This window comes from Blautia sp. LMAG:89 (genome assembly GCF_008679485.1).
GTDB classification, from domain to species: Bacteria; Bacillota; Clostridia; order Lachnospirales; family Lachnospiraceae; genus Blautia_A; species Blautia_A fusiformis.
Genome location: NZ_NANC01000004.1, coordinates 369,856 through 391,886 on the forward strand (window position 1 = coordinate 369,856; position 22,031 = coordinate 391,886).

15 protein-coding genes and 3 pseudogenes are annotated in these 22,031 nt (G+C 44.8%); 3 read left to right on the forward strand and 15 right to left on the reverse strand.

Annotated elements, in window-relative coordinates:
- Positions 1-120: 120 nt before the first annotated feature.
- Complete coding sequence (locus CCC70_RS05775) at positions 121-2,373, reverse strand: PTS transporter subunit IIABC (RefSeq protein WP_287084428.1); 2,253 nt, start codon at positions 2,371-2,373, stop codon at positions 121-123.
- Between the two features lie 444 nt (positions 2,374-2,817).
- Between CCC70_RS05775 and CCC70_RS05780 the strand changes: the two genes are divergently transcribed.
- Entirely contained in the window at positions 2,818-4,539 is a 1,722-nt protein-coding gene (locus CCC70_RS05780) for an ABC transporter ATP-binding protein (RefSeq protein WP_118368624.1), read from the forward strand.
- Positions 4,540-4,687: 148 nt separating this feature from the next.
- Here CCC70_RS05780 and CCC70_RS05785 read toward each other — a convergent pair whose 3' ends face one another.
- From CCC70_RS05785 to nhaC, 6 genes and pseudogenes are all read right to left on the reverse strand, one after another.
- Positions 4,688-5,131 (reverse strand): hypothetical protein, encoded by a 444-nt coding sequence (locus CCC70_RS05785; protein WP_021650455.1) that lies wholly within the window; start codon positions 5,129-5,131, stop codon positions 4,688-4,690.
- Positions 5,118-5,909 carry a ParA family protein gene (locus CCC70_RS05790; protein WP_015526030.1) on the reverse strand — a complete coding sequence of 264 codons (792 nt, stop codon included), beginning with the start codon at positions 5,907-5,909 and terminating at the stop codon, positions 5,118-5,120. Before CCC70_RS05790 ends, CCC70_RS05785 begins: the two co-directional genes overlap by 14 nt.
- A gap of 201 nt (positions 5,910-6,110) precedes the next feature.
- Positions 6,111-6,311 (reverse strand): annotated as a pseudogene (locus CCC70_RS05795) (sugar ABC transporter permease); the annotation flags it as partial.
- A gap of 35 nt (positions 6,312-6,346) precedes the next feature.
- Positions 6,347-7,507, reverse strand: coding sequence for a beta-aspartyl-peptidase (gene iadA / locus CCC70_RS05800; RefSeq protein WP_015526031.1), 1,161 nt, complete (start codon positions 7,505-7,507; stop codon positions 6,347-6,349).
- 53 nt (positions 7,508-7,560) lie between these two features.
- The gene (locus tag CCC70_RS05805; protein ID WP_015526032.1) at positions 7,561-8,052 is read right to left on the reverse strand and encodes an amidohydrolase family protein; all 492 of its coding nucleotides are present in this window, start codon (positions 8,050-8,052) and stop codon (positions 7,561-7,563) included.
- A gap of 5 nt (positions 8,053-8,057) precedes the next feature.
- The gene (gene nhaC / locus CCC70_RS05810) at positions 8,058-9,503 is read right to left on the reverse strand and encodes a Na+/H+ antiporter NhaC (protein WP_015526033.1); all 1,446 of its coding nucleotides are present in this window, start codon (positions 9,501-9,503) and stop codon (positions 8,058-8,060) included.
- 336 nt (positions 9,504-9,839) lie between these two features.
- On the opposite strand from nhaC, the pseudogene CCC70_RS16675 reads away from it, so the two are divergent.
- Positions 9,840-10,067 (forward strand): annotated as a pseudogene (locus tag CCC70_RS16675) (IS1634 family transposase); the annotation flags it as partial.
- Positions 10,068-10,216: 149 nt separating this feature from the next.
- On the opposite strand, the pseudogene CCC70_RS05815 reads toward CCC70_RS16675, so the two are convergent.
- From CCC70_RS05815 to CCC70_RS05850, 8 genes and pseudogenes are all read right to left on the reverse strand, one after another.
- A pseudogene (locus CCC70_RS05815) lies at positions 10,217-11,545 on the reverse strand (IS1182 family transposase); the annotation flags it as partial.
- A gap of 389 nt (positions 11,546-11,934) precedes the next feature.
- The gene (gene mmsB, locus CCC70_RS05820; RefSeq protein ID WP_119238946.1) at positions 11,935-13,110 is read right to left on the reverse strand and encodes a multiple monosaccharide ABC transporter permease; all 1,176 of its coding nucleotides are present in this window, start codon (positions 13,108-13,110) and stop codon (positions 11,935-11,937) included.
- A 4-nt stretch (positions 13,111-13,114) separates the two neighbouring features.
- Positions 13,115-14,653 (reverse strand): multiple monosaccharide ABC transporter ATP-binding protein, encoded by a 1,539-nt coding sequence (gene mmsA, locus CCC70_RS05825; protein WP_173736835.1) that lies wholly within the window; start codon positions 14,651-14,653, stop codon positions 13,115-13,117.
- An 85-nt stretch (positions 14,654-14,738) separates the two neighbouring features.
- On the reverse strand, positions 14,739-15,767 hold the full coding sequence (gene chvE, locus CCC70_RS05830) for a multiple monosaccharide ABC transporter substrate-binding protein (RefSeq protein ID WP_227574350.1): 1,029 nt from the start codon (positions 15,765-15,767) through the stop codon (positions 14,739-14,741).
- A 308-nt stretch (positions 15,768-16,075) separates the two neighbouring features.
- On the reverse strand, positions 16,076-17,155 hold the full coding sequence (locus tag CCC70_RS05835; RefSeq protein WP_242981972.1) for a sugar ABC transporter substrate-binding protein: 1,080 nt from the start codon (positions 17,153-17,155) through the stop codon (positions 16,076-16,078).
- Positions 17,156-17,160: 5 nt separating this feature from the next.
- Positions 17,161-18,759 (reverse strand): response regulator transcription factor, encoded by a 1,599-nt coding sequence (locus tag CCC70_RS05840; RefSeq protein ID WP_138277090.1) that lies wholly within the window; start codon positions 18,757-18,759, stop codon positions 17,161-17,163.
- The gene (locus CCC70_RS05845; protein WP_092070233.1) at positions 18,737-20,245 is read right to left on the reverse strand and encodes a sensor histidine kinase; all 1,509 of its coding nucleotides are present in this window, start codon (positions 20,243-20,245) and stop codon (positions 18,737-18,739) included. The genes CCC70_RS05840 and CCC70_RS05845 overlap by 23 nt, the downstream gene beginning before the upstream one ends.
- Entirely contained in the window at positions 20,223-21,251 is a 1,029-nt protein-coding gene (locus CCC70_RS05850; RefSeq protein WP_022426664.1) for a sugar ABC transporter substrate-binding protein, read from the reverse strand. The genes CCC70_RS05845 and CCC70_RS05850 overlap by 23 nt, the downstream gene beginning before the upstream one ends.
- Before the next feature lie 141 nt (positions 21,252-21,392).
- Between CCC70_RS05850 and CCC70_RS05855 the strand changes: the two genes are divergently transcribed.
- Positions 21,393-21,977 (forward strand): TetR/AcrR family transcriptional regulator, encoded by a 585-nt coding sequence (locus tag CCC70_RS05855; RefSeq protein WP_015526040.1) that lies wholly within the window; start codon positions 21,393-21,395, stop codon positions 21,975-21,977.
- The last annotated feature ends 54 nt before the right edge of the window (positions 21,978-22,031 follow it).

The following is a 22,031-nucleotide window of genomic DNA, read 5'->3' on the forward strand; positions in this document are numbered from 1 at the left end:
TTTCTTTTGTGTAAAGCCCTTCTGACAGACAGTTGTTTTCTTTGCCACAGGAAAAGCGCGCCCGGGCATTAGGCGCGCTTTTCACAAAACCAATCATCTATATTATTGCTGAAAAATTTCTTATTCTTCCACAGTCTCTACTGCGAACAGCGGCTCTCCTGCCTTGATCTCTCCATTGGCAAGAAGGCGTACTCTCTGATTATCCTCGATCTCTGTGCAAAGGATCGGAGAACATAAGGACGGAGCGTTTTCTGTAAGATATGGGATGTCAATCTTCATCAACGGCTCGCCTTTTTTTACATGCTGTCCCTGCTCTACCAGGATCTCGAAACCTTTACCTTCCAGCTTTACAGTGTCAATTCCGATATGGAGAAGCATTGGAAGATCTGTATCTGTCTGGAATCCGATAGCATGCTTTGTGTCAAAAATAAACTCTACCTCGCCGTCTTCCGGAGCACAGATCACCGGATCCTTCGGTGTGACTACCGCACCCTCTCCCATCATTCCTTCTGCGAAGCCTTCATCCGGCGCTGTGGAAAGGTCTGCTGCGATACCGGTTACCGGGCTGTAGACGATAGCTGTTCTGAGGACCTTTTTCTCCGGCTGCGTGTTGGCTTCGGATGTCGGAGCTGTGTTCTGAACAGCCTCACCTGTACTTTCTGCTATGCGCTCTGTATCAAACTGAGCCTGATTTTCCGCATTGTCTGTTTCTGTCTCATTTGCACCTTCAAAATATTCATTCGGCGCTGTCTCCAGATAATCCTCCAGCTTGGATTTGATCACAGTTACCTGCGGACCGTAGATGATCTGGACACCCTGGCCTTTTTTCACGATTCCTCTGGAACCTGTTGTTTTCAGAATATCGTCGTTGACTCTTGCTGCATCATGGACGGTGATACGGAGTCTTGTTGCACAGCAGTCCACATCACTGATGTTTTTCTTTCCTCCAAGGCCGGCTGTGATGGCTTCGCTTACCGGGTCTGCGGATGTGCTTCCTGCTGCTTCACCGCCTTTTCCGGCTTCTTTTCTTGCGTTTACATCTGCTTTTGTATAAAGCTTTGTTTCTGTGTCGTCATCCTCACGTCCCGGAGTCTTGAAGTTGAACTTTTTGATCAGGAAGGTGAAGATCACATAGTAGAGAATAAAGTAAATGATACCAACCGGGATAATCCTAAGCCAGCTTGTCTTTGCATTTCCCTGAAGGATTCCGAACAGGAACAGATCAAGGAAACCGCCGGAGAAGGTAAGTCCTACTGCAATGTTCAGCATATGTGCGATCATATAAGCCGCGCCTGCAAGAACAACCTGTACCGCAAACAATGCAGGAGCTACAAACAGGAAGGAAAACTCCAGTGGCTCTGTGATTCCTGTAAGCATACATGCAAGGGCTGCTGAAAGAAGAAGTCCGCCTGCTGCTTTTTTCTTCTCAGGCTTTGCACAGCGGTACATGGCAAGAGCCGCTCCCGGAAGACCGAAAATCATGAAAATGAACTCTCCGGAAAAATATCTTGTTGCATCAGCACTGAAATGCGCTACATTTGCGGAATCTGCAAGCTGGGCGAAAAAGATGTTCTGTCCGCCCTGTACCATCTGGCCTGCAACCTCCATAGTCCCGCCAACGGCTGTCTGCCAGAATGGCATATAAAATACGTGATGAAGTCCGAAGGGGATCAGCGCACGTTTGATAATACCGAAGATCAGAGTTCCGATATAGCCGCTGCCTGTTACAAGACCGCCCAGAGCATAAATACCGTTCTGGACTGCCGGCCATACGAAATACATCAGGATTCCCACAAACATATATACAATGGTGGAAATGATGGGCACAAATCTGGAACCACCGAAGAAGGAAAGTGCGTTTGGAAGCACGATCTTATGAAAACGGTTGTGCAAAGCTGCAACACCAAGGCCGACGATGATACCGCCAAACACACCCATCTGTAAGGACTGAATGCCGCAGACAGAGGTTACAGTACCTTCCAGAACGCTTTTTGCGATCTGTCCGTCTGCTGTGATCTTACCATTTACTACCAGCATACCATTGATGGCTACATTCATAACGAAGTAAGCGATCAGTGCAGAAAGAGCTGCTACCTCTTTCTCTTTTTTTGCCATACCGATGGCCACACCTACTGCAAAGATCAGCGGCAGGTTATCAAATACCGCGCTTCCGACTTTGTTCATAATGATCAGGAGTGCATGTAAAATCGTTCCGTCTCCCAAAAGCTTCTGAAGTCCGTAGGTTGCAATGGTTGTTTCATTTGTGAAGGAACTGCCGAATCCAAGAAGCAGGCCTGCCACAGGAAGGATTGCTATGGGAAGCATAAAGGAACGTCCCACTCGCTGCAAAACTCCGAAAATCTTGTCTTTCATGTTCTCTCTCCTTTTCTTTCGACGTTTTGGAGCGGGAGTCTTTTAAGTGGGCAACAAAAAAAGACACCAACCCCCATAAACGTCAAATAAAAATAATAACATTTATGACTGGTTAATGCCTGCTTATCAGTTACACACCAAATCTGAAATACACTATACGGGTTTTGTTCTTCTGTGTCAAGGAGTAATTTGATTTTTTCCAAAAAAGATATCTCCTCATATCACTATCCGCTCCATTGCCAACAATCCCTCGCGGAATATTTCCTGTGAACAGCGGCCGTATAGTTTCTATTCTCAGAAAGTATGCAGAAACGAAACAGACTGGAAATTCACTTATCTTGACTTTATTCTTACTTATGATAAGATGAACATAGAATGTCCGGAAGCAATGTTTTTTGCTCAGACAACACTATACATTTCATAAAAACGGAGGTACTTTTTCCGATGAATACCATCAAGAAATTCATCCACTATTACGGCCCGTACAAAGCGGTCTTTTTTATTGACCTGATCTGTGCAGCCGTTATCAGTCTGGTAGATCTTGCTTATCCCCAGATTCTTCGTACCATGACAAAAACTCTCTTTACACAGGATAAGGATATTATTCTTCATGCCCTCCCTGTGATCGCAGCTTCTCTTTTTGTTATGTACATTGTGCAGAGTCTCTGCAAATATTATGTAACCTATCAGGGACATATGATGGGTGCAAAGATGGAACGTGATATGCGCCGGGAGCTTTTTGACCATTACCAGGAGCTGTCTTTTTCCTATTACAGCAGGAATAATTCCGGTCAGATGATGAGCAAGCTGGTCAGTGACCTTTTTGATATTTCCGAGTTTGCACATCATGGTCCTGAGAATCTTTTTATCTCTCTGGTAAAGATCGTCGGTGCTTTTATCTTCCTGGTCTTTATCAACAAGAAGCTTGCACTGCCGCTGATCCTCCTGGTGATCGTAATGTTTGTGTTTTCCTTCCGCCAGAATGCAAAAATGCAGGAAACCTTCATGGAAAACCGTCGTAAGATCGGAGATGTAAATGCCAGTCTTCAGGATACGCTTTCCGGAATCCGCGTGGTGCAGTCCTTCGCAAACGAGGACATCGAACGTGCCAAATTTAAGAAAAGCAATGAAGCGTTCCTTGTTTCCAAAAGAGATAATTATCACTGCATGGGAAGCTTCATGAGTTCCAATCTTTTCTTCCAGGGCATGATGTACCTGGTAACTCTTGTTTACGGCGGCTATCTGATCGCTCAGGGTGAAATGCAGACTGCAGATCTTGCCATGTATGCCCTGTATATCGGAATCTTTATCAGCCCCATCCAGATCCTGGTGGAACTTGTGGAAATGATGCAGAAGGGTCTTTCCGGTTTCCGCCGTTTCCTGGATGTGATGGAAACAGAATCCGAGATCAGGGATGCAGACAACGCTGCGGAGCTTACGGACGTGAAAGGACATGTGCGTTACGACCATGTTTCTTTTCATTACAGCGATGATGAAACTCCTGTGCTTTCCGATATCTCTATTGATATCCCGGCTGGAAAATCCATTGCCCTGGTGGGACCTTCCGGAAGCGGAAAAACCACGATCTGCTCTCTCCTGCCCAGATTTTATGATGTGACCGGCGGTTCCATTACTGTAGACGGAAAGGATATCCGCGGGCTGACTCTTAAGAGCCTTCGAAGCCAGATCGGTATGGTACAGCAGGATGTCTATCTTTTTGATGGAACCATCAAGGATAATATTGCCTACGGAAAGCCCGGAGCTTCCGATGAAGAGATCATCAAAGCCGCCAAATGTGCGAGTATCCATGACTTTATCATGGAGCTTCCGGATAAATACGACACTTATGTCGGAGAACGTGGCACACGCCTTTCCGGCGGACAGAAGCAGCGGATTTCCATTGCACGTGTATTCCTTAAGAATCCTCCGATCCTGATCCTGGATGAGGCCACCAGCGCTCTGGATAACGAAAGCGAACGTTGGATCCAGAAGAGTCTGGAGGAGCTTTCAAAAAATCGTACTACCATTACGATCGCGCACCGGCTTTCTACGATCCGTGATGCGGATGAGATCATTGTGATCACAGAGGAGGGTATCGCCGAAAGAGGCACTCATGCTGAACTGCTTGAGAAGAATGGATTGTATGCTGCATATTACAATATGTAGAAAGATACGAGGGAGGCGCTTCGCTGTCCCACTGAGATTTTTATAGGGCAAAATAAAAGGCTGCTGTATACCTTATCAATAGTGATATAGATATATAGCAGTCTTTTTATTTGTCAATTACTATCTTTTCAAAAAATTCAATCAAAGATTACAGCAGATAAACCGGAAGCTCGTCTTTAATTCCTACTGGCTGGTTGTTGTCCGGCTCATCTTTCTTTGGGGTGAGGAATTTGGCCTGGAGTTCGTCGGCGTTTCCTCCGCTGATCACGTTCTGGGCTACAGTTCCTGTTGTTTCTGCTGCAGCTGTTTTCTTTGCTGCGGTTTTACGTGCTGTTGTTTTTCTGGTAGTGGTTTTCTTTGCTGTTGTTTTTGTTGCGGCTGCTTTCTTTGCTGTGGTCTTCTTTGCAGGAGCTTTGGCTGCTGTTTTCTTTGCTGTAGTTTTTTCTGCCGCTTTTTCAGCTGTTTCAGCTTTTACCTCTGACGGCTTCTCTGCTGCTTTAACCTCAGCCTCTTTTACCTCTGTTTTTGTTTCTGTTTTGGATGCTTTTTCTGCATTTACTGCTCTTGCGATGCTTGCTTTACCTACTGACACGATTCATTACCTCCTCTGCCAATGCTATGTACTCTTTTGCGCTGCGGCTGCTTTTTTTGAACTCCACAACTGGTTCACTGCTGTCCTGGGACCATTCGATGGAGCTGTCTACACGGATAAAAGATTCGAAAAGATAGATTCCTTCCATTTCTTTCAGTGTTTCCATAGTCTGTTTGAAATAATTCTTTCTGGCATCTGCCTTGGTTACTACGATTCCCAAAACCTTTAAATCCGGAGCGATCTCCCTGACTTCATTGAGGAAATCAAACATATTTGCAAGACCAAACATACCCCACGGACTTGCCTCTACCGGAACAAGAACATAATCGGATGCACATAAAATATTCATCACCCAGCCGCCAAGAGTAGGCGGTGCATCAATGAGAATGTAATCGTACACTCCGGAATCTTTAACCTTCTGCAGACATTTCCGCAGGATAAACTCTCTCTGCCATTTTGTAAAAAGCTCATATTCCACGGAGCTCATCAGCGTAGACGACGGAACCAGATCCAGATTCTCATACTTCGTATGCACGATAAAATCGCTGAGATCCGACTGATGACCGATAGCATAGTAGAGATTCTTTTCCCCTGCTGCCATCTCAAGCACTTCTTCCTCCGAAAAAAAAGAAAGGGAAAGATTCAGCTGCATATCACCGTCTACCATCAGTACCTTCTTACCCATGCCGGCCAGTGCCGCTCCCACATTGGAACAGCTGGTGGACTTTCCGCTGCCGCCCTTATTATTTGCAAAACAGATCGTTACTGTATTTCCCATTACAGCCTCCCGACAACATAATTTCGTATTTTCTGTCACTTGCCCTTATTATAATATAACGTTCTCCTAAAAACAAGCACATCCCCCATAAAACCACGAAAACCGACAAAATAACCTCACATAAAACAACAGTATATACACCCAAAAACAGCAGGTTCCGGATCACTCCGAAAACCTGCTGTCCTGATTCGCTGACTATTATTATTTTACGATAAAAGATTTTCTCTTGCTGACAACATCGAAGATAACCGCTGCCAGAAGAACCATACCTTTAACAACCTTCTGGATATTCTGGTCAATACCCATGATACTCATGCCAAGATTCAGAACACCCATCAGAAGTGCACCAATGATAACACCAGGAACTGTACCGGTACCACCATAAGCAGAAGCACCACCAATAAGTCAATCACAGTCCTTCTCCTGTATGTTTTTCCTTACTGCTCGAATCTGCCCTTCATCTTCACTTCCTGCTCCCACACAGCGACCTTGCCGCGGGCAAACAGGCTGTTGATGTTGAGATTCTCATCCAGTACCAGAAGGTCTGCGTCTGCGCCTTCCGCTACACAGCCCTTGATTCCTTCTTTGCCAAGGAGTACGGCCGGAGTGCTGGTCAGAAGCTGTAAGGCATCCTCCAGCGGCATGCCCTCTCTTACCAGGATCTGGATGGTACGGTGCAGATACTTCGGGGACGCGTAGGTCAGGCCAATGCACTCGCCCTCTTCGTTGAAGCGCGGCTGGCTTCCGAACGCGTCACTGGACATGGTTACATGATCCAGGCTCACATCTTCGCGGTGCAACAGCTCATAGAGCTTCAGAGCATCGGATTCGACCTCCACATCATCGGCGCCGGCGGTGCAGTCAATGTAGCCGCCACGGCGCACCAGATCCGCGCCGGCATCAATCAGTCCAGGATTGCGTAAGATGTGGGTCGGCAGCAGGTTCTTGGCTGGAACGTCGGAATGATCCAGCACATAGAAAATCGGATCCAGTCTTCCCTCTCCGTCACCCATGTGCATGGTTACCAGGCCAGGGGTATTGCTGAGTAAGCCGGCTCTGCGCGCTGCAGTAGCCAGCGCGATCAGCTCTTCTCCGCCTGGGTTGGAGCTTCTGTGGTCCGATACCGCTACCTTCACACCGATCATCGGTGGAACCAGGATGATATCGCGCTCTACACTTCCGGTCAGGGTGGTCGGCGGGTAACCATAGGAACTGGTCAGAGTGTACACGGTCATGCCCTCTTCGGTCAGGGCGCGAGCTTTTGCGACCAGATTTTCCACACTGCGGGTTACGCCATCGGTTCCCAGAAGTCCGACTACCGTGGTAATACCATTTTTGAAGAATTCACTGAGCTGGGATTCCGGTACACGGGATGCCGGCCCCTGCTCTCCGCCGCCGCCTGTGATATGCACGTGCATGTCAATGTAAGCCGGAACAACGGTCTTTCCCTCCAGATCATAGGTTTCCACTCCCGGAAGTCCTTCATATCCCTCAATAGTATCCTGCATCAGAAGGATTTTTTCCCCCTCAATAAGGATATCTTTCTTTCCCAGTTTCTCCGGTGCGTACACATTCGCGTTTTTCAGTAACTTGATCATAATGTCAATTCTCCTGTCTCTTTCTTTTCCGCTTTTCTATTTCAAAGCTTCTGTCAGTCTGTCTCAAAGGTGCCTTTTACCAGTGCTTTTCCATACTCCACCATTTTCTGTCCACGGACAAATACCGTATCTACCAGAAATTCCTCATCCAGGATCACAAGATCCGCGTCGCTGCCCGGACGGATGCAGCCCTTTTTCGGGAATAATCCGTTGGCTCTGGCCGGGTTCTCCCCGCAGATGCGGATGGCTTTTTCCACCGGAACCCCTGCCTTTACAGCATCACGCACTTCCTCATGCAGGGAAGAAAGCCGTGTAACCAGAAGCTTTGCGCCGCCCCCGCCAATCACATGAACATGCTGGTCCACATAACCAGGAATTACCATTTTTCCATCTGCAGAAACAACTTCCACCGGAGCAGAAAGTTCCGGTGGATCGATGTGTTCTGCCACAGAAAATACTTTTTCATCTACGATCAGGATATCACGGATTCCTTTTGGATCCGGATCATACAGATTCGCGTTTTTAATCAAAAGCACTCTGGACATCGTATTTAGTTCTCCTTTTTCTTCTCATCATCGAGCTTGGCAATACCAAATCCGGTAAAGCCCCAGATGATTGCAAAAATCCAGCCGGTGTAGCACAGGATTGCCCATGGAAGGTAATCCAAAGTCTCTACGCCAAGGGTGGAAGCCATGTAAGCACCTGCTGCGGACCACGGGATCAGCGGTACAACTACGGTACCGGCATCCTCAAGGGTTCTGGACAGGTTCTTTGCCGCAAGCCCGCGCTCTTTGTAAGCGTCACGGAACATCTCGCCCGGAATCAGAATGGCAAGGTAAGAGTTACCGGTGGTCAGTGCCATGGTAATGCAGGCTGCAACGGTTGCGGTGATCAGCGCACCGGTACTCTTTGCCACGCTTAAGATCTTCTGGAGTACCACATCCAGACAGCCAGCCCGGCTCATGATACCTGCGAAGCAGAATGCGCAGAATACCAGAAGTGTGGTGCTCATAATGCCGTTCATACCGCCGCGGTTTAACAGCTTGGTTACGGCCTCGGAACAGGTCTCGGTGTCAAATCCTGCACGGTGGATCATGGATACATCAAAACCGTTTACGGTTGCCTTTAACACATCTCCTAACGCTACGTGCTGAATGAAGACACTCTCCAAGCCTGCTACAAAAGTAGAAAGAAGCATAACCGGAATGGTTGGCTTCTGAAGCAGGGAGCCGCCCAGCACGATCACTACCGGAATGATGATCAGCAGGTTCCAGCTGTACATGGAAGAAAGCTGGCTTAATAAAGTAGTAACGGTGTCAGAAGTAATATCTGCGCTTACATCTGCGTTCATACCAACAATGGCATATACCACCAGGGAAACGATGGTTGCTGGGACAGTGGTGTAGAACATATGTCCGATATGCTCATACAGTGTGCTGCCTGCCGCGATCGGAGCCAGGTTTGTGGTATCGGACAGCGGAGACATCTTGTCACCAAAGTAGGAACCTGCGATGCAGGCGCCTGCAGTAGCCGGAAGGGATACGCCAAGGGCGCTTGCGATTCCCATCAGGGCAACACCCATGGTTGCAACGGAACCCCAGGAGGTACCGGTAACAACCGAAACCACTGCCTCGATCAGGAACGCGGTAACCAGCATGAATTTCGGGTTTACGATCTGGACGCCGTAATAAATCATCATCGGAATGGTACCGGATGCCATCCAGGTACCAACCATAGCGCCAACACATACAAGAATCAGGATGGCAGGCATGCCCTTTGCGATCTTGGTGCAGATCTCATCCATCATCTCATCCCAGGTAATGCCTACACGGAACGCGATAAATGCTGCGATTGCAGCTACCATGATCAGAAGCGGCTCTGTGCTGTAGCCGAATACGCCTTTTCCGATGGTAAGGATCAGGAGCATTGCGACGATCGGTGTGATCGATTCCGCAAAAGTGGGCAGACGTTTGGCCCGTTCTTTCTTTTCTTTCATTTGTAGTTTCTCCTTTTAGCCTCCTTCGTGACAGTTTCACATTTTATCACGGCAGAGTATTAAGATTTGGACTTATTATATCAGAAAAGATAACGGGCAACAACTAAAACTTTATATTTTTTTATTTTCTTGTTACACGGGAGTTTGACACATTGAAATTCAAAAAAGTACCGCAAAGCCTTGAAACAGGCTTATTTTTTTGTCAAATTTTTATTTTTATTATATAGTAATATTTAGTGATATGTACTATAACAGTGGAAGCGGTAATTATTGTGCGTATAACAACATCAAAATCAAAAAATTCCGAGTCCTTTTATATCACTCAGTCCTATACAAATCCGGTTATTAAACCGCGCTTTGAAAGGAACTTATACTACAGAACAATTGCTCCATATTTTAAAAGACATAAAATTTGCAGATGTAGAAGAACAGGGTTTCATGCCGGTATATGAACGTCAGAAAATCACTGACGATCTCCACGAAACCTGTGGATTCAGAACAGACTATCAATTCATAACAAAACGGAAAATGAAAGGAATTCAGAAAAAAAGTAAGCGGAGATAAAACATTACTATGTTTCGTGTATGCAGATAAAAGTGCCACACCCCTTGTATTTGAAGGGCACTGAAAAACTTCCATTTCTTCTTAAGTGGAAGTTTTTCTTTTATATTATTTTCAAATCTTTACTTAGGAAAATCATAAAAAGCTATGGTTTACTCCATAGCCAGCTCATCTAATCTTACTATTCGTTTTACATTTGCTGTAAATGCCGTAAAATACATTTGCAGATGCATAGCAAATAAACCTCTCGAATCTGCTTTACGCAAACCGTGAGCTTCCTTTAGTTCTCCATTCTTTTCTTCTATCCTGTGCCGAATCTTCATTCGCTCCTGAAAATATTCGCTTTCTTCAAATTTAAGCCTTTCAAGATTTTTCTCGCTTGCTTGCGTGATACTGTAGCTTCTTGTTTTAGCGTTTGATCTTCCTACACGGCATTTTTCTCTTTGGGGACATTTCCGACACGTTACTTTGCTAAATATATATCTTAAATAAGTATTCCCATTTTTTGCCGTTCTTTTTTCTACACGCGTGGAAAGCTCTCCGGCAGGACACTGCAGCATCCCAGCATCTTTATTAAAGCAGAAACCTTCCTCAAGGTTCCCGTTTGCTGCAGCAGCTACTGCTGTATTGGTTCTGGCAATCAATGTAATCTCTTTTCCGCAGACTTCCAGATTGTCATCACTGACATATGCCATATCGCCTATAACTTCTGTAACTTTTATTCCATTTTCCTTCGCGTTTTCTATCAGTTTTGGTAATTCCTGCCCATCTGGTGCTCCTCCATCTGTTACAGTGATCCCCGCAATGAGACGTTCTTCAGTCATCGCAAGATGATTCTTATATCCATAGAACGTACTGGTTGCCGTTTTATGTCCAAACCGTGCATCTTTATCATCTTTGGATCGGATCTCTTTGAGCCGCTCATCTTCTAGTAGTTCTTTCATTTCATGAGAAAGTTTCTGTATCTTTTTATTTCCACAGGATTTTATTCCTTCCTCCAGAACCTGGAGTAGTTCCCTAGTATAGGCAATTTCTTCATCCAGTCCTGCTTCCAAAGAGGGTTTCTCAGGAAATCGCTCTGATAATTCAAAAGCTGTTTTATAAACCTCTTTCCGAAGTTGTTTGCTCATATCCCGCAGAATCTGCGTTGGAGATTTTGCCCAGACAGAAGCAATTGTATGGGTGGAATCAACGATAATGGTTCCCGATTTGATCAGATTTTTATCCAAAGCCTGTTGAATGGTTTCTTTTAACATTTCTTCCAGAATATCTTCTGTAATACGAGTTTTTCTGAATTTTGTGAGAAGACTGGGATCTATCATTTTTGCTTCTGGTTCCAGGTCAAGGAAAAATTTATATGCCATGTCCGTCTGGGCGCTGCTAATCAGGGCTTCGTCAGAAAGATCGTACAGTTTTTTCAGGAAAAGCAGTTTAAACATCATTTCTGGTTCCTTTGCCGGGCGACCGAAATTTTCACAAAAAAGCCCAATTCTTTTTTAGAATCAGACTTTTTCAGTGCCCTTTTAAATATGGTTTTGATTTGGTTTTGTAGCATAAAAAAATCTCCTTGTAGTTGTATTTGCATCGTGCAGATGCTTCTTTAACTACAAGGGCCGCTCTCACTACTTCTAAAAACCAATCAGTAGTGAGAGCGGCCGCACATTTGAGTTGAAGTGTCAACCCCTATTTAGGGAAAAACTAAAAAAGAGGTTAGACCTCATGTATAAGATCTAACCTTGAAAATTAACTAAATGACATTGACCAGTGAACAGTAACAAAATAACCTTACATAAAACAACAGTATATACACCCAAAAACAGCAGGTTCCGGATCACTCCGAAAACCTGCTGTCCTGATTCGCTGACTATTATTATTTTACGATAAAAGATTTTCTCTTGCTGACAACATCGAAGATAACGGCTGCAAGAAGAACCATACCTTTGACAACCTTCTGGATATTCTGGTCAATACCCATGATACTCATACCAAGGTTCAGAACACCCATAAGGAGGGCACCAATGATAACACCGGGAACTGTACCGGTACCACCATAAGCAGAAGCACCACCGATGAAACATGCACCGATCGCATCCATCTCGAAGTTTGTACCTGCCTGTGGGTTGGATGAGTTCAGTCTGGCCATTGTCACCATACCTGCAATAGCTGCCAGAAGGCCCATATTCAGGTAAGCAAGGAAATAAACCTTGTTTGTGTCAATACCGGAAAGCTTTGTTGCCTTCTCATTACCGCCAACTGCATAAAAATAACGACCTGTTGTAGTCTTGGAAGCAATGTATGTATAGATTGCGATGATCACTACAACCCAGAGAAGGGAATTCGGGATACCTTTGTACTGAGCAAGTCTGAACATGAATGCAAGAACAACTGCACAGATCAGAACCATCTTCACTGCAACACCACCGAAAGACTCAACACTGTAGCCTTTTTTTGCACGGTCTGCACGGTTTTTCATAACAAGTGCAACATAGAGGATGCAGACAATAATGCCAACTACAAAACATGTTCTGTTAAATCCTTCACCTCCACCAAGGAAGTCCGGAATATAGTTATTGAACAGAGCCAGATAAGCATCCGGCATCGGAGCCAGGGTCTGTCCTTCCAGAACTACGTTGGAAAGGCCACGAAAAGCAAGCATACCTGCCAGAGTAACAATAAATGGAGGAATTCGTACATAAGCGATCCAGAATCCCTGCCATGCACCAATGGCAATACCCACAAGAAGCATCACGATCATAGTGAGATACGGGTTCATACTGTTGAGAACCATCATCTTACCACCGACAGCAGCAACAAAGCATACAACAGAACCAACTGACAGATCGATGTTACCACCTGTTAAAATACAGAACAACATACCGGTTGCAAGAATAAATACATATGCATTCTGGGCTACCAGGTTATTTACATTCTGCGGAAGAAGCATAACTCCCTTTGTGTTCACAGAAAACATGATCACAACAAATACCAGAACAATGACCATAGTATATTTTTTTAATATTTCTGAAAAACTAATCTTTTTCTCCATCTTCTTACTCTCCTTTACCTGACTTCACGATCCTGGACATGATCAGCTCAGATGTAGCTTCCTCACCACTTACCTCACCTACGAATCTGCCCTCGTTCATGATATAGATTCTGTCTGACATTCCAAGCACTTCCGGAAGCTCAGAAGAGATCATGATCACAGATTTTCCTGCTGCGACCAGGTCATTGATGATACAGTAGATTTCATATTTGGCACCTACGTCAATACCTCTTGTAGGTTCATCCAAGATCAGAATATCCGGCTCTGCAAACATCCATTTTGCAAGAAGGACCTTCTGCTGATTACCACCGCTCAGGTTTCCGACATTCTGCTCAACTGTCGGACACTTGGTTTTCAGTTTCTTCCTGTATTCCTCAGCAACTGCGTATTCTTTATCCGTATCGATCACTTTTCCATTACTGATACCGGACATGTTTGCAAGCGTAGTGTTCATCTTTATGGACTTGGAAAGGATCAATCCGTTTCCTTTTCGATCCTCTGTAACATAGGCGAGCTTGTTGTCAATAGCCTCCTGAACTGTATTCAGCTTCACTTCTTTTCCATTCATGAACACCTGGCCGGAAATCTTAGTTCCATAGCTCTTGCCAAAAATACTCATGGCCAATTCTGTACGTCCTGCTCCCATCAGTCCTGAAATACCGACAACCTCTCCTTTATGTACTTTAAAGGATACGTTATTTACCACCTTACGTTCTGTATACAGAGGATGGTAAACATTCCAGTTCTTAACTTCCATGGAAACATCGCCGATCTTTACATTTGGACGTTTCGGGAACCGGTCTGTCATCTCACGTCCAACCATTCCCTGAATGATCCTCTGCTCAGAAAAATCGTCTTTCTTTTTATCCAGTGTTTCAATGGTAGATCCATCTCGGATAACTGTGATCTTATCTGCCACATAGGAAATCTCATTTAATTTATGGGAAATGATGATAGAGGTCATTCCCTGCTTCTTGAATTTCAGAAGAAGATCCAGAAGAGCTTTGGAGTCATCTTCATTCAGTGATGCGGTAGGCTCATCCAGAATGAGCAGCTTTGCATTCTTTGCAAGTGCCTTTGCGATCTCAACCAGTTGCTGTTTACCTACACCAATATCCTTGATCAAAGTTCTGGAGGATTCCTCCAGTCCTACTATTTTCAAATATTTATCTGCTTCTCCATAAGTTTCATTCCAGTTGATGGAAAAGCTTTTGCCTCTTTCATTACCCAGATACATGTTCTCCCCGATGGTCATATACGGGATCAGAGCAAGTTCCTGGTGGATGATTACAATTCCTTTATGTTCACTGTCCTTGATAGTGTTAAACTTACAGATCTCACCATCATAAATAATATTTCCTTCATACGAACCATACGGATAAATACCACTTAATACATTCATCAATGTAGATTTACCGGCACCATTCTCACCTACCAGTGCGTGGATCTCGCCTTCCTCGACCTGGAGATTAACGTTATCCAGTGCCTTTACACCTGGGAAAGTTTTGGTGATATTTTTCATTTCCAGAAGTATCTTAGCCAACTCAATTTCCCTCCCTTTCCACTGTTCATGCAGGCGGTTATATTCCCCGCCTGCATGTGATAAATTTCTTTCTTAAAAATTATGATTATTTGATCTGATCCTCTGTGTAGTATCCGGAATCGATCAGGATTTCTTTGTAGTTATCTGTTGTAACAACAACCGGATCGCAAAGGTATGTCGGGATGACACCTGTTCCGTTATCATAGGATTTTGTATCGTTCACTTCCGGCTCCTCACCTTTCATGATGGAGTCAACCATTTTTACTACTGCAGATGCAAGAGCTCTTGTATCTTTAAATACGGACATTGCCTGTTTTCCTGCTACAAGGTTCTTAACGTTCGGTGTATCACAGTCCTGACCGGTGATGATCGGATATTCTCCTGTGTAGGAAGCTGCCAGTGCATTCTCAACACCAAGGGCTGTGGAATCGTTGGAGCAGAGAACTGCGTCAAGGTTTGTTCCGTCAGAGTAGTTACCTGCGATGATGGTATCCATTCTGTCCTGTGCTTTTGCACTATCCCAGTTTGCGGTAGCAACCTGCTCGAACTCTGTCTGTCCGGATTTTACTACCAGCTTACCGTCATCGATGTATTTCTGGAGAACATCCATTGCACCACCGAAGAAGAAGTTACAGTTATTATCACCAGGATCTCCTGTGAACAGCTCGATGTTAAACGGTCCATCCTGATTATCAAGATCCAGTGCGTCTACCAGGTACTCGCCCTGTTTCTGTCCTACTTTGTAGTTATCAAATGTTGCATAATAGGAAACTGCATCAGAATTCATAAGAAGACGGTCATAGGAGATAACCGGAATTCCTTTTTCTTTGGCCTGTTTCAGTGGCTCGCCAAGGCTGCTTCCATCGATGGATGCCACAACCAGAAGGTCGCATCCGTTTGCTACCTGGTTCTCAAGCTGGGAAACCTGTGTGCTTACATCGTTGGATGCATACTGAAGGTCTACTTCATATCCTGCTGCCTCCAGCTCTTTCTTCATGTTCTCGCCATCCTGGTTCCATCTCTGGAGATCCTTGGTCGGCATGGTAACACCGATCAGTTTCTTGTCTGCTGCCTGTGCTGTTGCTGCCGGAACTACCACCATACCAGCTACCATTGTTGCGCAAAGAAGTGCAGATACCATTTTTCTTTTCATTGTAAAATCCTCCGTTTCATTATTTGTTTTTGGAATCACGTTTCCTTCGATGATGTTACTATAGCACAGGACTGTCTGGACATAGTTGGCAATGACAGAGACATTTTTTTGCAAAAGAAAAATGCCCTGCATCAGGCAAGACATTTTTGCACCAAAAATCTGCTATTGATTTTTGTCATAATTGTGTATTATTGCACATATGGCTACACTACCACATTACTTGCAGAATTTCACCACCACATATATGCCGGTATGCAATCTGTTCTGCATTACTCTGTATCATAATCTGTATTGAGATATACTTCATCCCTTCTGTGGAAACCGCCGTCAATGATCACCTCATCAATATTATCCCTTGTAACGGCAACCGGTTCCAGCACCTTCGCCGGGATATCGTAGCTTCCATCGTTCATGGTATCTGTCACATCTGACGGAAGCTTTCCCTCTTCTGCCATCTTCACCGCATATTCAGCTGCCTGGCATGCCAGATCTTCGATAGATTTAAATGCTGTCATGTACTGGGTTCCTTCTACAATACGCTGACATGCAGCCAGATCACCATCCTGGCCTACCACAATCACCTGTCCGGCAAGCTGGTTTTCCGCAAGAACCTGTATCACCTGGCTGGCAATATCATCATTTCCACACATGATTCCCTTTACATCGGGGTACTCTTCCAGTGCCTCCTCCACATAATCTGCTGCCAGCTCCGCGACCCAGCCCTCACAGTTGGCTTCGTAAACCACCTTCAGATCACTGTTTTTCAGAGTGTCTTCAAATCCCTCTTTTACCATGTCCACATTGTTATCTGAAGCAGATCCCTGGACCATAAAAATCTTTCCGCCATTAGGGATCGCTTCCATCATGGACTGTGCCATGACCTCTCCGACTTTCCGGTTATCAAAAGAAATATACATGTCTGTATCCGCATCATTTACCATACGGTCATAGGAGATCACCCTGATCCCTACATTGTGGGCACGCTCCACAGCCTCAGATAATGCCTTGCAGTCTCTGGCAATGATCACGATCACATCCATATGCTTCTTGATAAAATAGTCGATCTGGCTGATCTGCTCTTTTGTATCTGCTCCCGCATCCTGAACATTCACTTCCGCTCCCAATTCCCTTGCGGTTGCCACGAATGCATCCCTGTCACGAATCCACCTCTCAATAACAAAGGAATCCACTGTAAGACCGATCTGAATTTTCTTTTCACCACTGTCTTCCTCTGTATCGTTTTCCTGTGCAGCTGTCTGCTTTGTTTTTTCGGAAGCGCAGCCATTCAGCATCAATGTCAACAGACACAGCAAGATCAACAGCTTCCTGATCATTTTCCCCCCGCTCATATTGTCTACCTCAACCTCTCTCTGAATTCACTTGGTGTCACGCCTTCGTATTTTTTGAATATCCTGCTGAAATAATTGGGGTCGCTGTATCCGGATTCCGCACAGATCTCCTTGATGGAAAGCCCTGAATCCTTGAGAAGTTCTCTTGCATTCCGAAGCCGCACTTCTGTAAGATACTCGATAAAATTTCCTCCGGTCTCCTGCTTAAAAAGCTTGCTGAAATAATAAGGGCTGATATCCACCTCCCGTGACACCTCATCCAGTGAAATATCTTTTTTGTAATTGTCCCGAATATAGGACTTTGCTTTTTCGATAATAGAAACCGCTTCTTTTTCCCTTGCAATTTCCATGTTACTGCAGATTTCTGATGTTTTGCCCAGGAACCATTTTTTCATTCCTTCTATATCTGTATATTCCTGGATCTCATGAATATAATTTCTGCGGCAGCTGATCGCATATTTCACGGTACCTGCAAAAAAGGCCTTTTTTTCCACTCCCATCACAAGCTCCAGGATCTTGATGCGCATGTCCTCCAGATCTACTCCCGGCTGCTTCTCCATCCACCTGATAAATTCCTCGGCACAGCTTAAAGCTCCTGCCACATCCTTATCCATCACCCGCTTTTCATAGCGACGTTCCAGATCTCTTGGATATTCGCCGTCATATTTCTGTGCAGCCGGAACATCCTCAATATGTATAACATGGCTGGTGCTTTCCCGAAGTGCGATCATGGCCTCCTTGAAGGATTCTTTCATGGTGCTTCCCATCTCCTTCACCCGGCCGATACCACAGCGAAATTTACTGTCGATCCTGCTTTCCAGCTTATGTACCATGTTTCTGGTTCTTGTTACAACCTCCACACGTTCCTCATAGGACTCCCTGGAATTACGGTGCGGAACAAGCAGTACAATACGGTTTCCCATAATGGGTCCTACCAGACATTCAAAAAATCCCTGAGCGATTTCCCGGAATGTGGAATAAAATTTGTTTGCCTTCACACTGGCCCCCACCGCATTGGTAAGAACGCCATTTTCTGTGGAATCCCCGAATTCAGCCACGATCATATATCCATATTCTTCCCGGATATCCAGAAGCTCCCTATAATTATCCTGATATGTCTGAAAATCATCCTGCAGAAGAATATTATTGATATATCCGCTCTCGATCATGGGTACAACTGTCTCCAGCTTTTCACGAATACGGAGATCATCGCTTCGCTTCTGTCTTGTGGAATCTACCTTTTCCATAGCTTTGGAGCATATTTCCAGAATCACCTTTTTGTTTACCGGCTTGGTAAGAAATTCCATAACTCCAAGATTTACCGCTTCCTTGGCATAATTAAATTTATCATAGGCTGTAATGATCACAAAGACCACAGATCTGTTAAATTTCTGAATTTCCCGGATTGCCTGGATCCCACTTAAGCCCGGCATCTGAATGTCCATAAAGCAGATATCCGGCGGATATTTCTCCGCCTCCTCCACAACCACACGGCCTGTCTTGGCTGTATGGATCTCACATTCATTTCCATAGTTGGAACTTATAATATTTTTCAGGGATTCCAGCATGATCCCCTCATCATCAGCAATCAGGATTCTGTACATTTTTTTCGCTCCTCTCCAGAGGAATATTGATCACTACCTCTGTTCCCATTCCTTCACCTTCACTGTATATTTCCATTAATCCGTCCCGCTCATAATACAGTTCCAGACGGCTGATCACATTATTCATTCCGATTCCCGTGGAATCACCCTCGCCTGAACTGCTGTGGACTTTTTTTGACAGTACTCTTTGTATCTGTTCTCCGGTCATGCCCAGTCCGTTATCCCGAACACTGATCTCAATATGGTCGTTCCATTTCTCCACACTGAGATCAATATGTCCTTCCCAATCTATATTCCGGATTCCATGATTGACTGCGTTTTCCACAACCGGCTGCAGGATCATACTGGGAACACGTACATTTTCCACATCACATTCCACTTTTTTTGAAAAATGGATGTCCCCGGCAAACCGTACATTCAGAATATAAATGTAATTGTCCACAGCCTCCAGTTCTTCCTCCAGTGTGGCATCTTCCTCACCCTTCTTTACATTGTAGCGAAAAAAATCTGCCATCTTTTCCACAAAGATACTGGTTTTTTCTGCGTCCTCCATCATTGCAAGCTGTACTCCTGCATTCAGGGAATTAAAAAGGAAATGCGGGTTGATCTGAGACTGGAGATACTTAAGCTGTGCCTCCTTGAGATGTGTTTCCATCAAAAGCTCCCTCTCTATCATCTGCTGTTCTTTTTCCATGCTGGCCTTTGTCCTGGCAATGTAAAGACCAAGATTATCCACCATGGTATTAAAGGCTCTTGTTACCGTTCCAAGCTCATCCCTGGAATCTGCTGGGGGCATCTTTACATTAAAATTCCCCTGACCTACCAGCTGTGCAGTTTCTGCCATATTAGTCAGCGGCAGGAACATCTCCCTTGTTGCCATGATCAGAAGGAACATTCCACAGATCACCACCAGAAGCATGATCATCATATTACTGATCTCCAGATATCTCATAACCGCCCGGAGAGCTGCATAAGTCTGGGAATTTTCTTTAAAAAGCTGCTTGTTCAGCTCATCCATAGAACTCTGGATATAACTGTAAAGCTCCAGACTTTCATCATATTCCTGCTTATATTTCTCCACATTCCTGCCTCTCTTGGCAGCTACAGTTCCTGCGGTACAGTAAAGATATGATTCCGACATCTTACGTATCTTCTTCTCCAGAAGTTTTACGGAATCATCAATATTCCGTTCATTTAACTTCTCCAGCTCCTGCCTGTATTTCGCCTCATTCTGATAATAATCCATCAGTGCCTGAGAGTTTTTTACCTTCAGATACTGGTACATACTGTCCTGCACATCGTCAAAAACCTGCCCAAGCTCTGTGATCTGGGCATTGCTGGCATACACATCATCCATCTCCTGCATGGAGTTGTTGATCCGCGCATAAAACAGCATGTTGATGCTGAACAGTAAAACTGCCAGCACGCCAACCTCGATCATGATCTTGCTTACAAGAGAAAAGTCACTCCAACGGATCTTTTTCATCTGTGACTGCCTCCCTCCTCATCTTCTTCACTGCTGTTCTGTCAAGAAAATTAATGTCTACGTTGTAGAAAGAATTGGTTCTTCCATCTTCTATATAGCTGGTGACTGCCTCCACACTGTACTGTCCCAGCTGGGTCGTGTCCACATCACAGGTAACTGAAATAACACCTTTTTCAACTGCCGCCAGAATATCCTCAGATGTATAATAACCAATGATCTTCACTTTTCCTGCAAGGTTGAAATCCAGAATTGCCTGTCTTGCACACTCCGTTGTCTCCTCATCCATACACACAAGGATATCCGGAACATTCCGCTTCTGCTGAAAAATATCAGTAACTGCCTCCTCTGTTTCAAAGGTTCCTGTTGACAGAAGATTCCTTCCCTTGATCTCAATATCCTCAGAACCAGCTGCCATCTTCACCGCATTGCTGATCTGAGTGTATATCTGACTTTCGTTCATATCATCAATGTCCCGTTTCTGCAGAATCAGGATCTTCTTCGTGTTCTCATCCACGTATTTGGCAACAATTTCCCCGTAAGCCATGCCAAGCTGATAATCGCTGACTCCCACAAAGCTCTGGCGGCGGCTGTGCACCGCATCACTCATGACTGTAACCACCGGTATTCCGTTTCTTACTGCAGTATTGATCGCTTCTTCCAGACCGGCTTCTCCATTATACTGCAAGATAATACCATCCGCCTTGGCCGCAATGCTCATATTCATATAATCAAGTTTATCATAGGATGTTTCTCTGTCCGGCCCCATGATCTCAATCAGTACATTATTGGGAGCCGCTTTTTTCTTCGCACTGTCATATACTGCCTGCCAGAACTGGGAATCGGGGCTGTCCACGATCATGTCGTACTGGTATTTATATATTTTCTCTTCCTGTTTATCCAACCCTGCTTTTTCACTGATTCCTCTGTAATAGGATTCTCCTGTCACATAAGTAAGTACTATCACGGCAGCAAAGATCAGCAGGATACAAACTGATTTTTTCTTCATAGTACACTCCGTTCTGTTTCGCAAAATATTCAAAGTTTAGTTTATCATAATTCCACAGAAAAGTCACTGCTTAACATGGATTTTCTGTGCACTTTCATGTTATATTAATAACTATAACATTGCCAAAGGAGGCCGCAAGACATGACAAACGCAACCAAGCTTGCCCTGGAAGAATCCCTGAAACATCTGCTTCTTAAGAAGCCTTTAGATAAGATCACCATCAACGACCTGACTACGGACTGCGGGATCAGCCGCATGACTTTTTACTATCATTTCAAAGATATCTATGATCTTGTGGAGTGGTGCTGTCTGGAAGATGCCAGAATTGCCCTTCAGGGCAAAAAAACCTCTTCCACATGGCATGAAGGGCTTCTGCAGATCTTTGATGCCGTGATGGAAAACAAGCCGTTTATCTTAAATGTATACCGCTGCGTGGGGCGGGAACAGATCGAGAATTATCTGTTCCAGCTTACCTGCGATCTTCTTATGGGCGTGGTAACAGAAAAATCAAAAGATATCCCCATCACGGATGAACAGAAAATTTTTATCGCAGATCTGTATAAATACAGCTTTGTAGGGATCATGCTGGACTGGATCAAAAACGGCATGCGCGAAGATTATCGCGAAATCGCAGATGATACCGCAACCGCACTGTACGGAAGCATCGACAACGCCATCCGCAATTTTGCCGCCAGAAACAAAACAGCAGAAATGCATACAGAATAAAAACTTATCAAAACAGACATAATGATAAAAAACTGAACACTTTCGGTATTTTGT

Excerpts from the sequence above, each read along its gene's own strand:
- iadA (WP_015526031.1), bottom strand. The coding sequence starts at position 7,507 with ATGATCAAGTTACTGAAAAACGCGAATGTGTACGCACCGGAGAAACTG.
- CCC70_RS05780 (WP_118368624.1), top strand. The coding sequence starts at position 2,818 with ATGAATACCATCAAGAAATTCATCCACTATTACGGCCCGTACAAAGCG.
- CCC70_RS05805 (WP_015526032.1), bottom strand. The coding sequence starts at position 8,052 with ATGTCCAGAGTGCTTTTGATTAAAAACGCGAATCTGTATGATCCGGAT.
- chvE (WP_227574350.1), bottom strand. The coding sequence starts at position 15,767 with ATGGTAGCTGGTATGGTGGTAGTTCCGGCAGCAACAGCACAGGCAGCA.
- nhaC (WP_015526033.1), bottom strand. The coding sequence starts at position 9,503 with ATGAAAGAAAAGAAAGAACGGGCCAAACGTCTGCCCACTTTTGCGGAA.
- CCC70_RS05775 (WP_287084428.1), bottom strand. The coding sequence starts at position 2,373 with ATGAAAGACAAGATTTTCGGAGTTTTGCAGCGAGTGGGACGTTCCTTT.
- CCC70_RS05835 (WP_242981972.1), bottom strand. The coding sequence starts at position 17,155 with ATGAGCGGGGGGAAAATGATCAGGAAGCTGTTGATCTTGCTGTGTCTG.
- CCC70_RS05845 (WP_092070233.1), bottom strand. The coding sequence starts at position 20,245 with ATGAAAAAGATCCGTTGGAGTGACTTTTCTCTTGTAAGCAAGATCATG.
- mmsB (WP_119238946.1), bottom strand. The coding sequence starts at position 13,110 with ATGGAGAAAAAGATTAGTTTTTCAGAAATATTAAAAAAATATACTATG.
- CCC70_RS05840 (WP_138277090.1), bottom strand. The coding sequence starts at position 18,759 with ATGTACAGAATCCTGATTGCTGATGATGAGGGGATCATGCTGGAATCC.
- CCC70_RS05790 (WP_015526030.1), bottom strand. The coding sequence starts at position 5,909 with ATGGGAAATACAGTAACGATCTGTTTTGCAAATAATAAGGGCGGCAGC.
- CCC70_RS05850 (WP_022426664.1), bottom strand. The coding sequence starts at position 21,251 with ATGAAGAAAAAATCAGTTTGTATCCTGCTGATCTTTGCTGCCGTGATA.
- CCC70_RS05855 (WP_015526040.1), top strand. The coding sequence starts at position 21,393 with ATGACAAACGCAACCAAGCTTGCCCTGGAAGAATCCCTGAAACATCTG.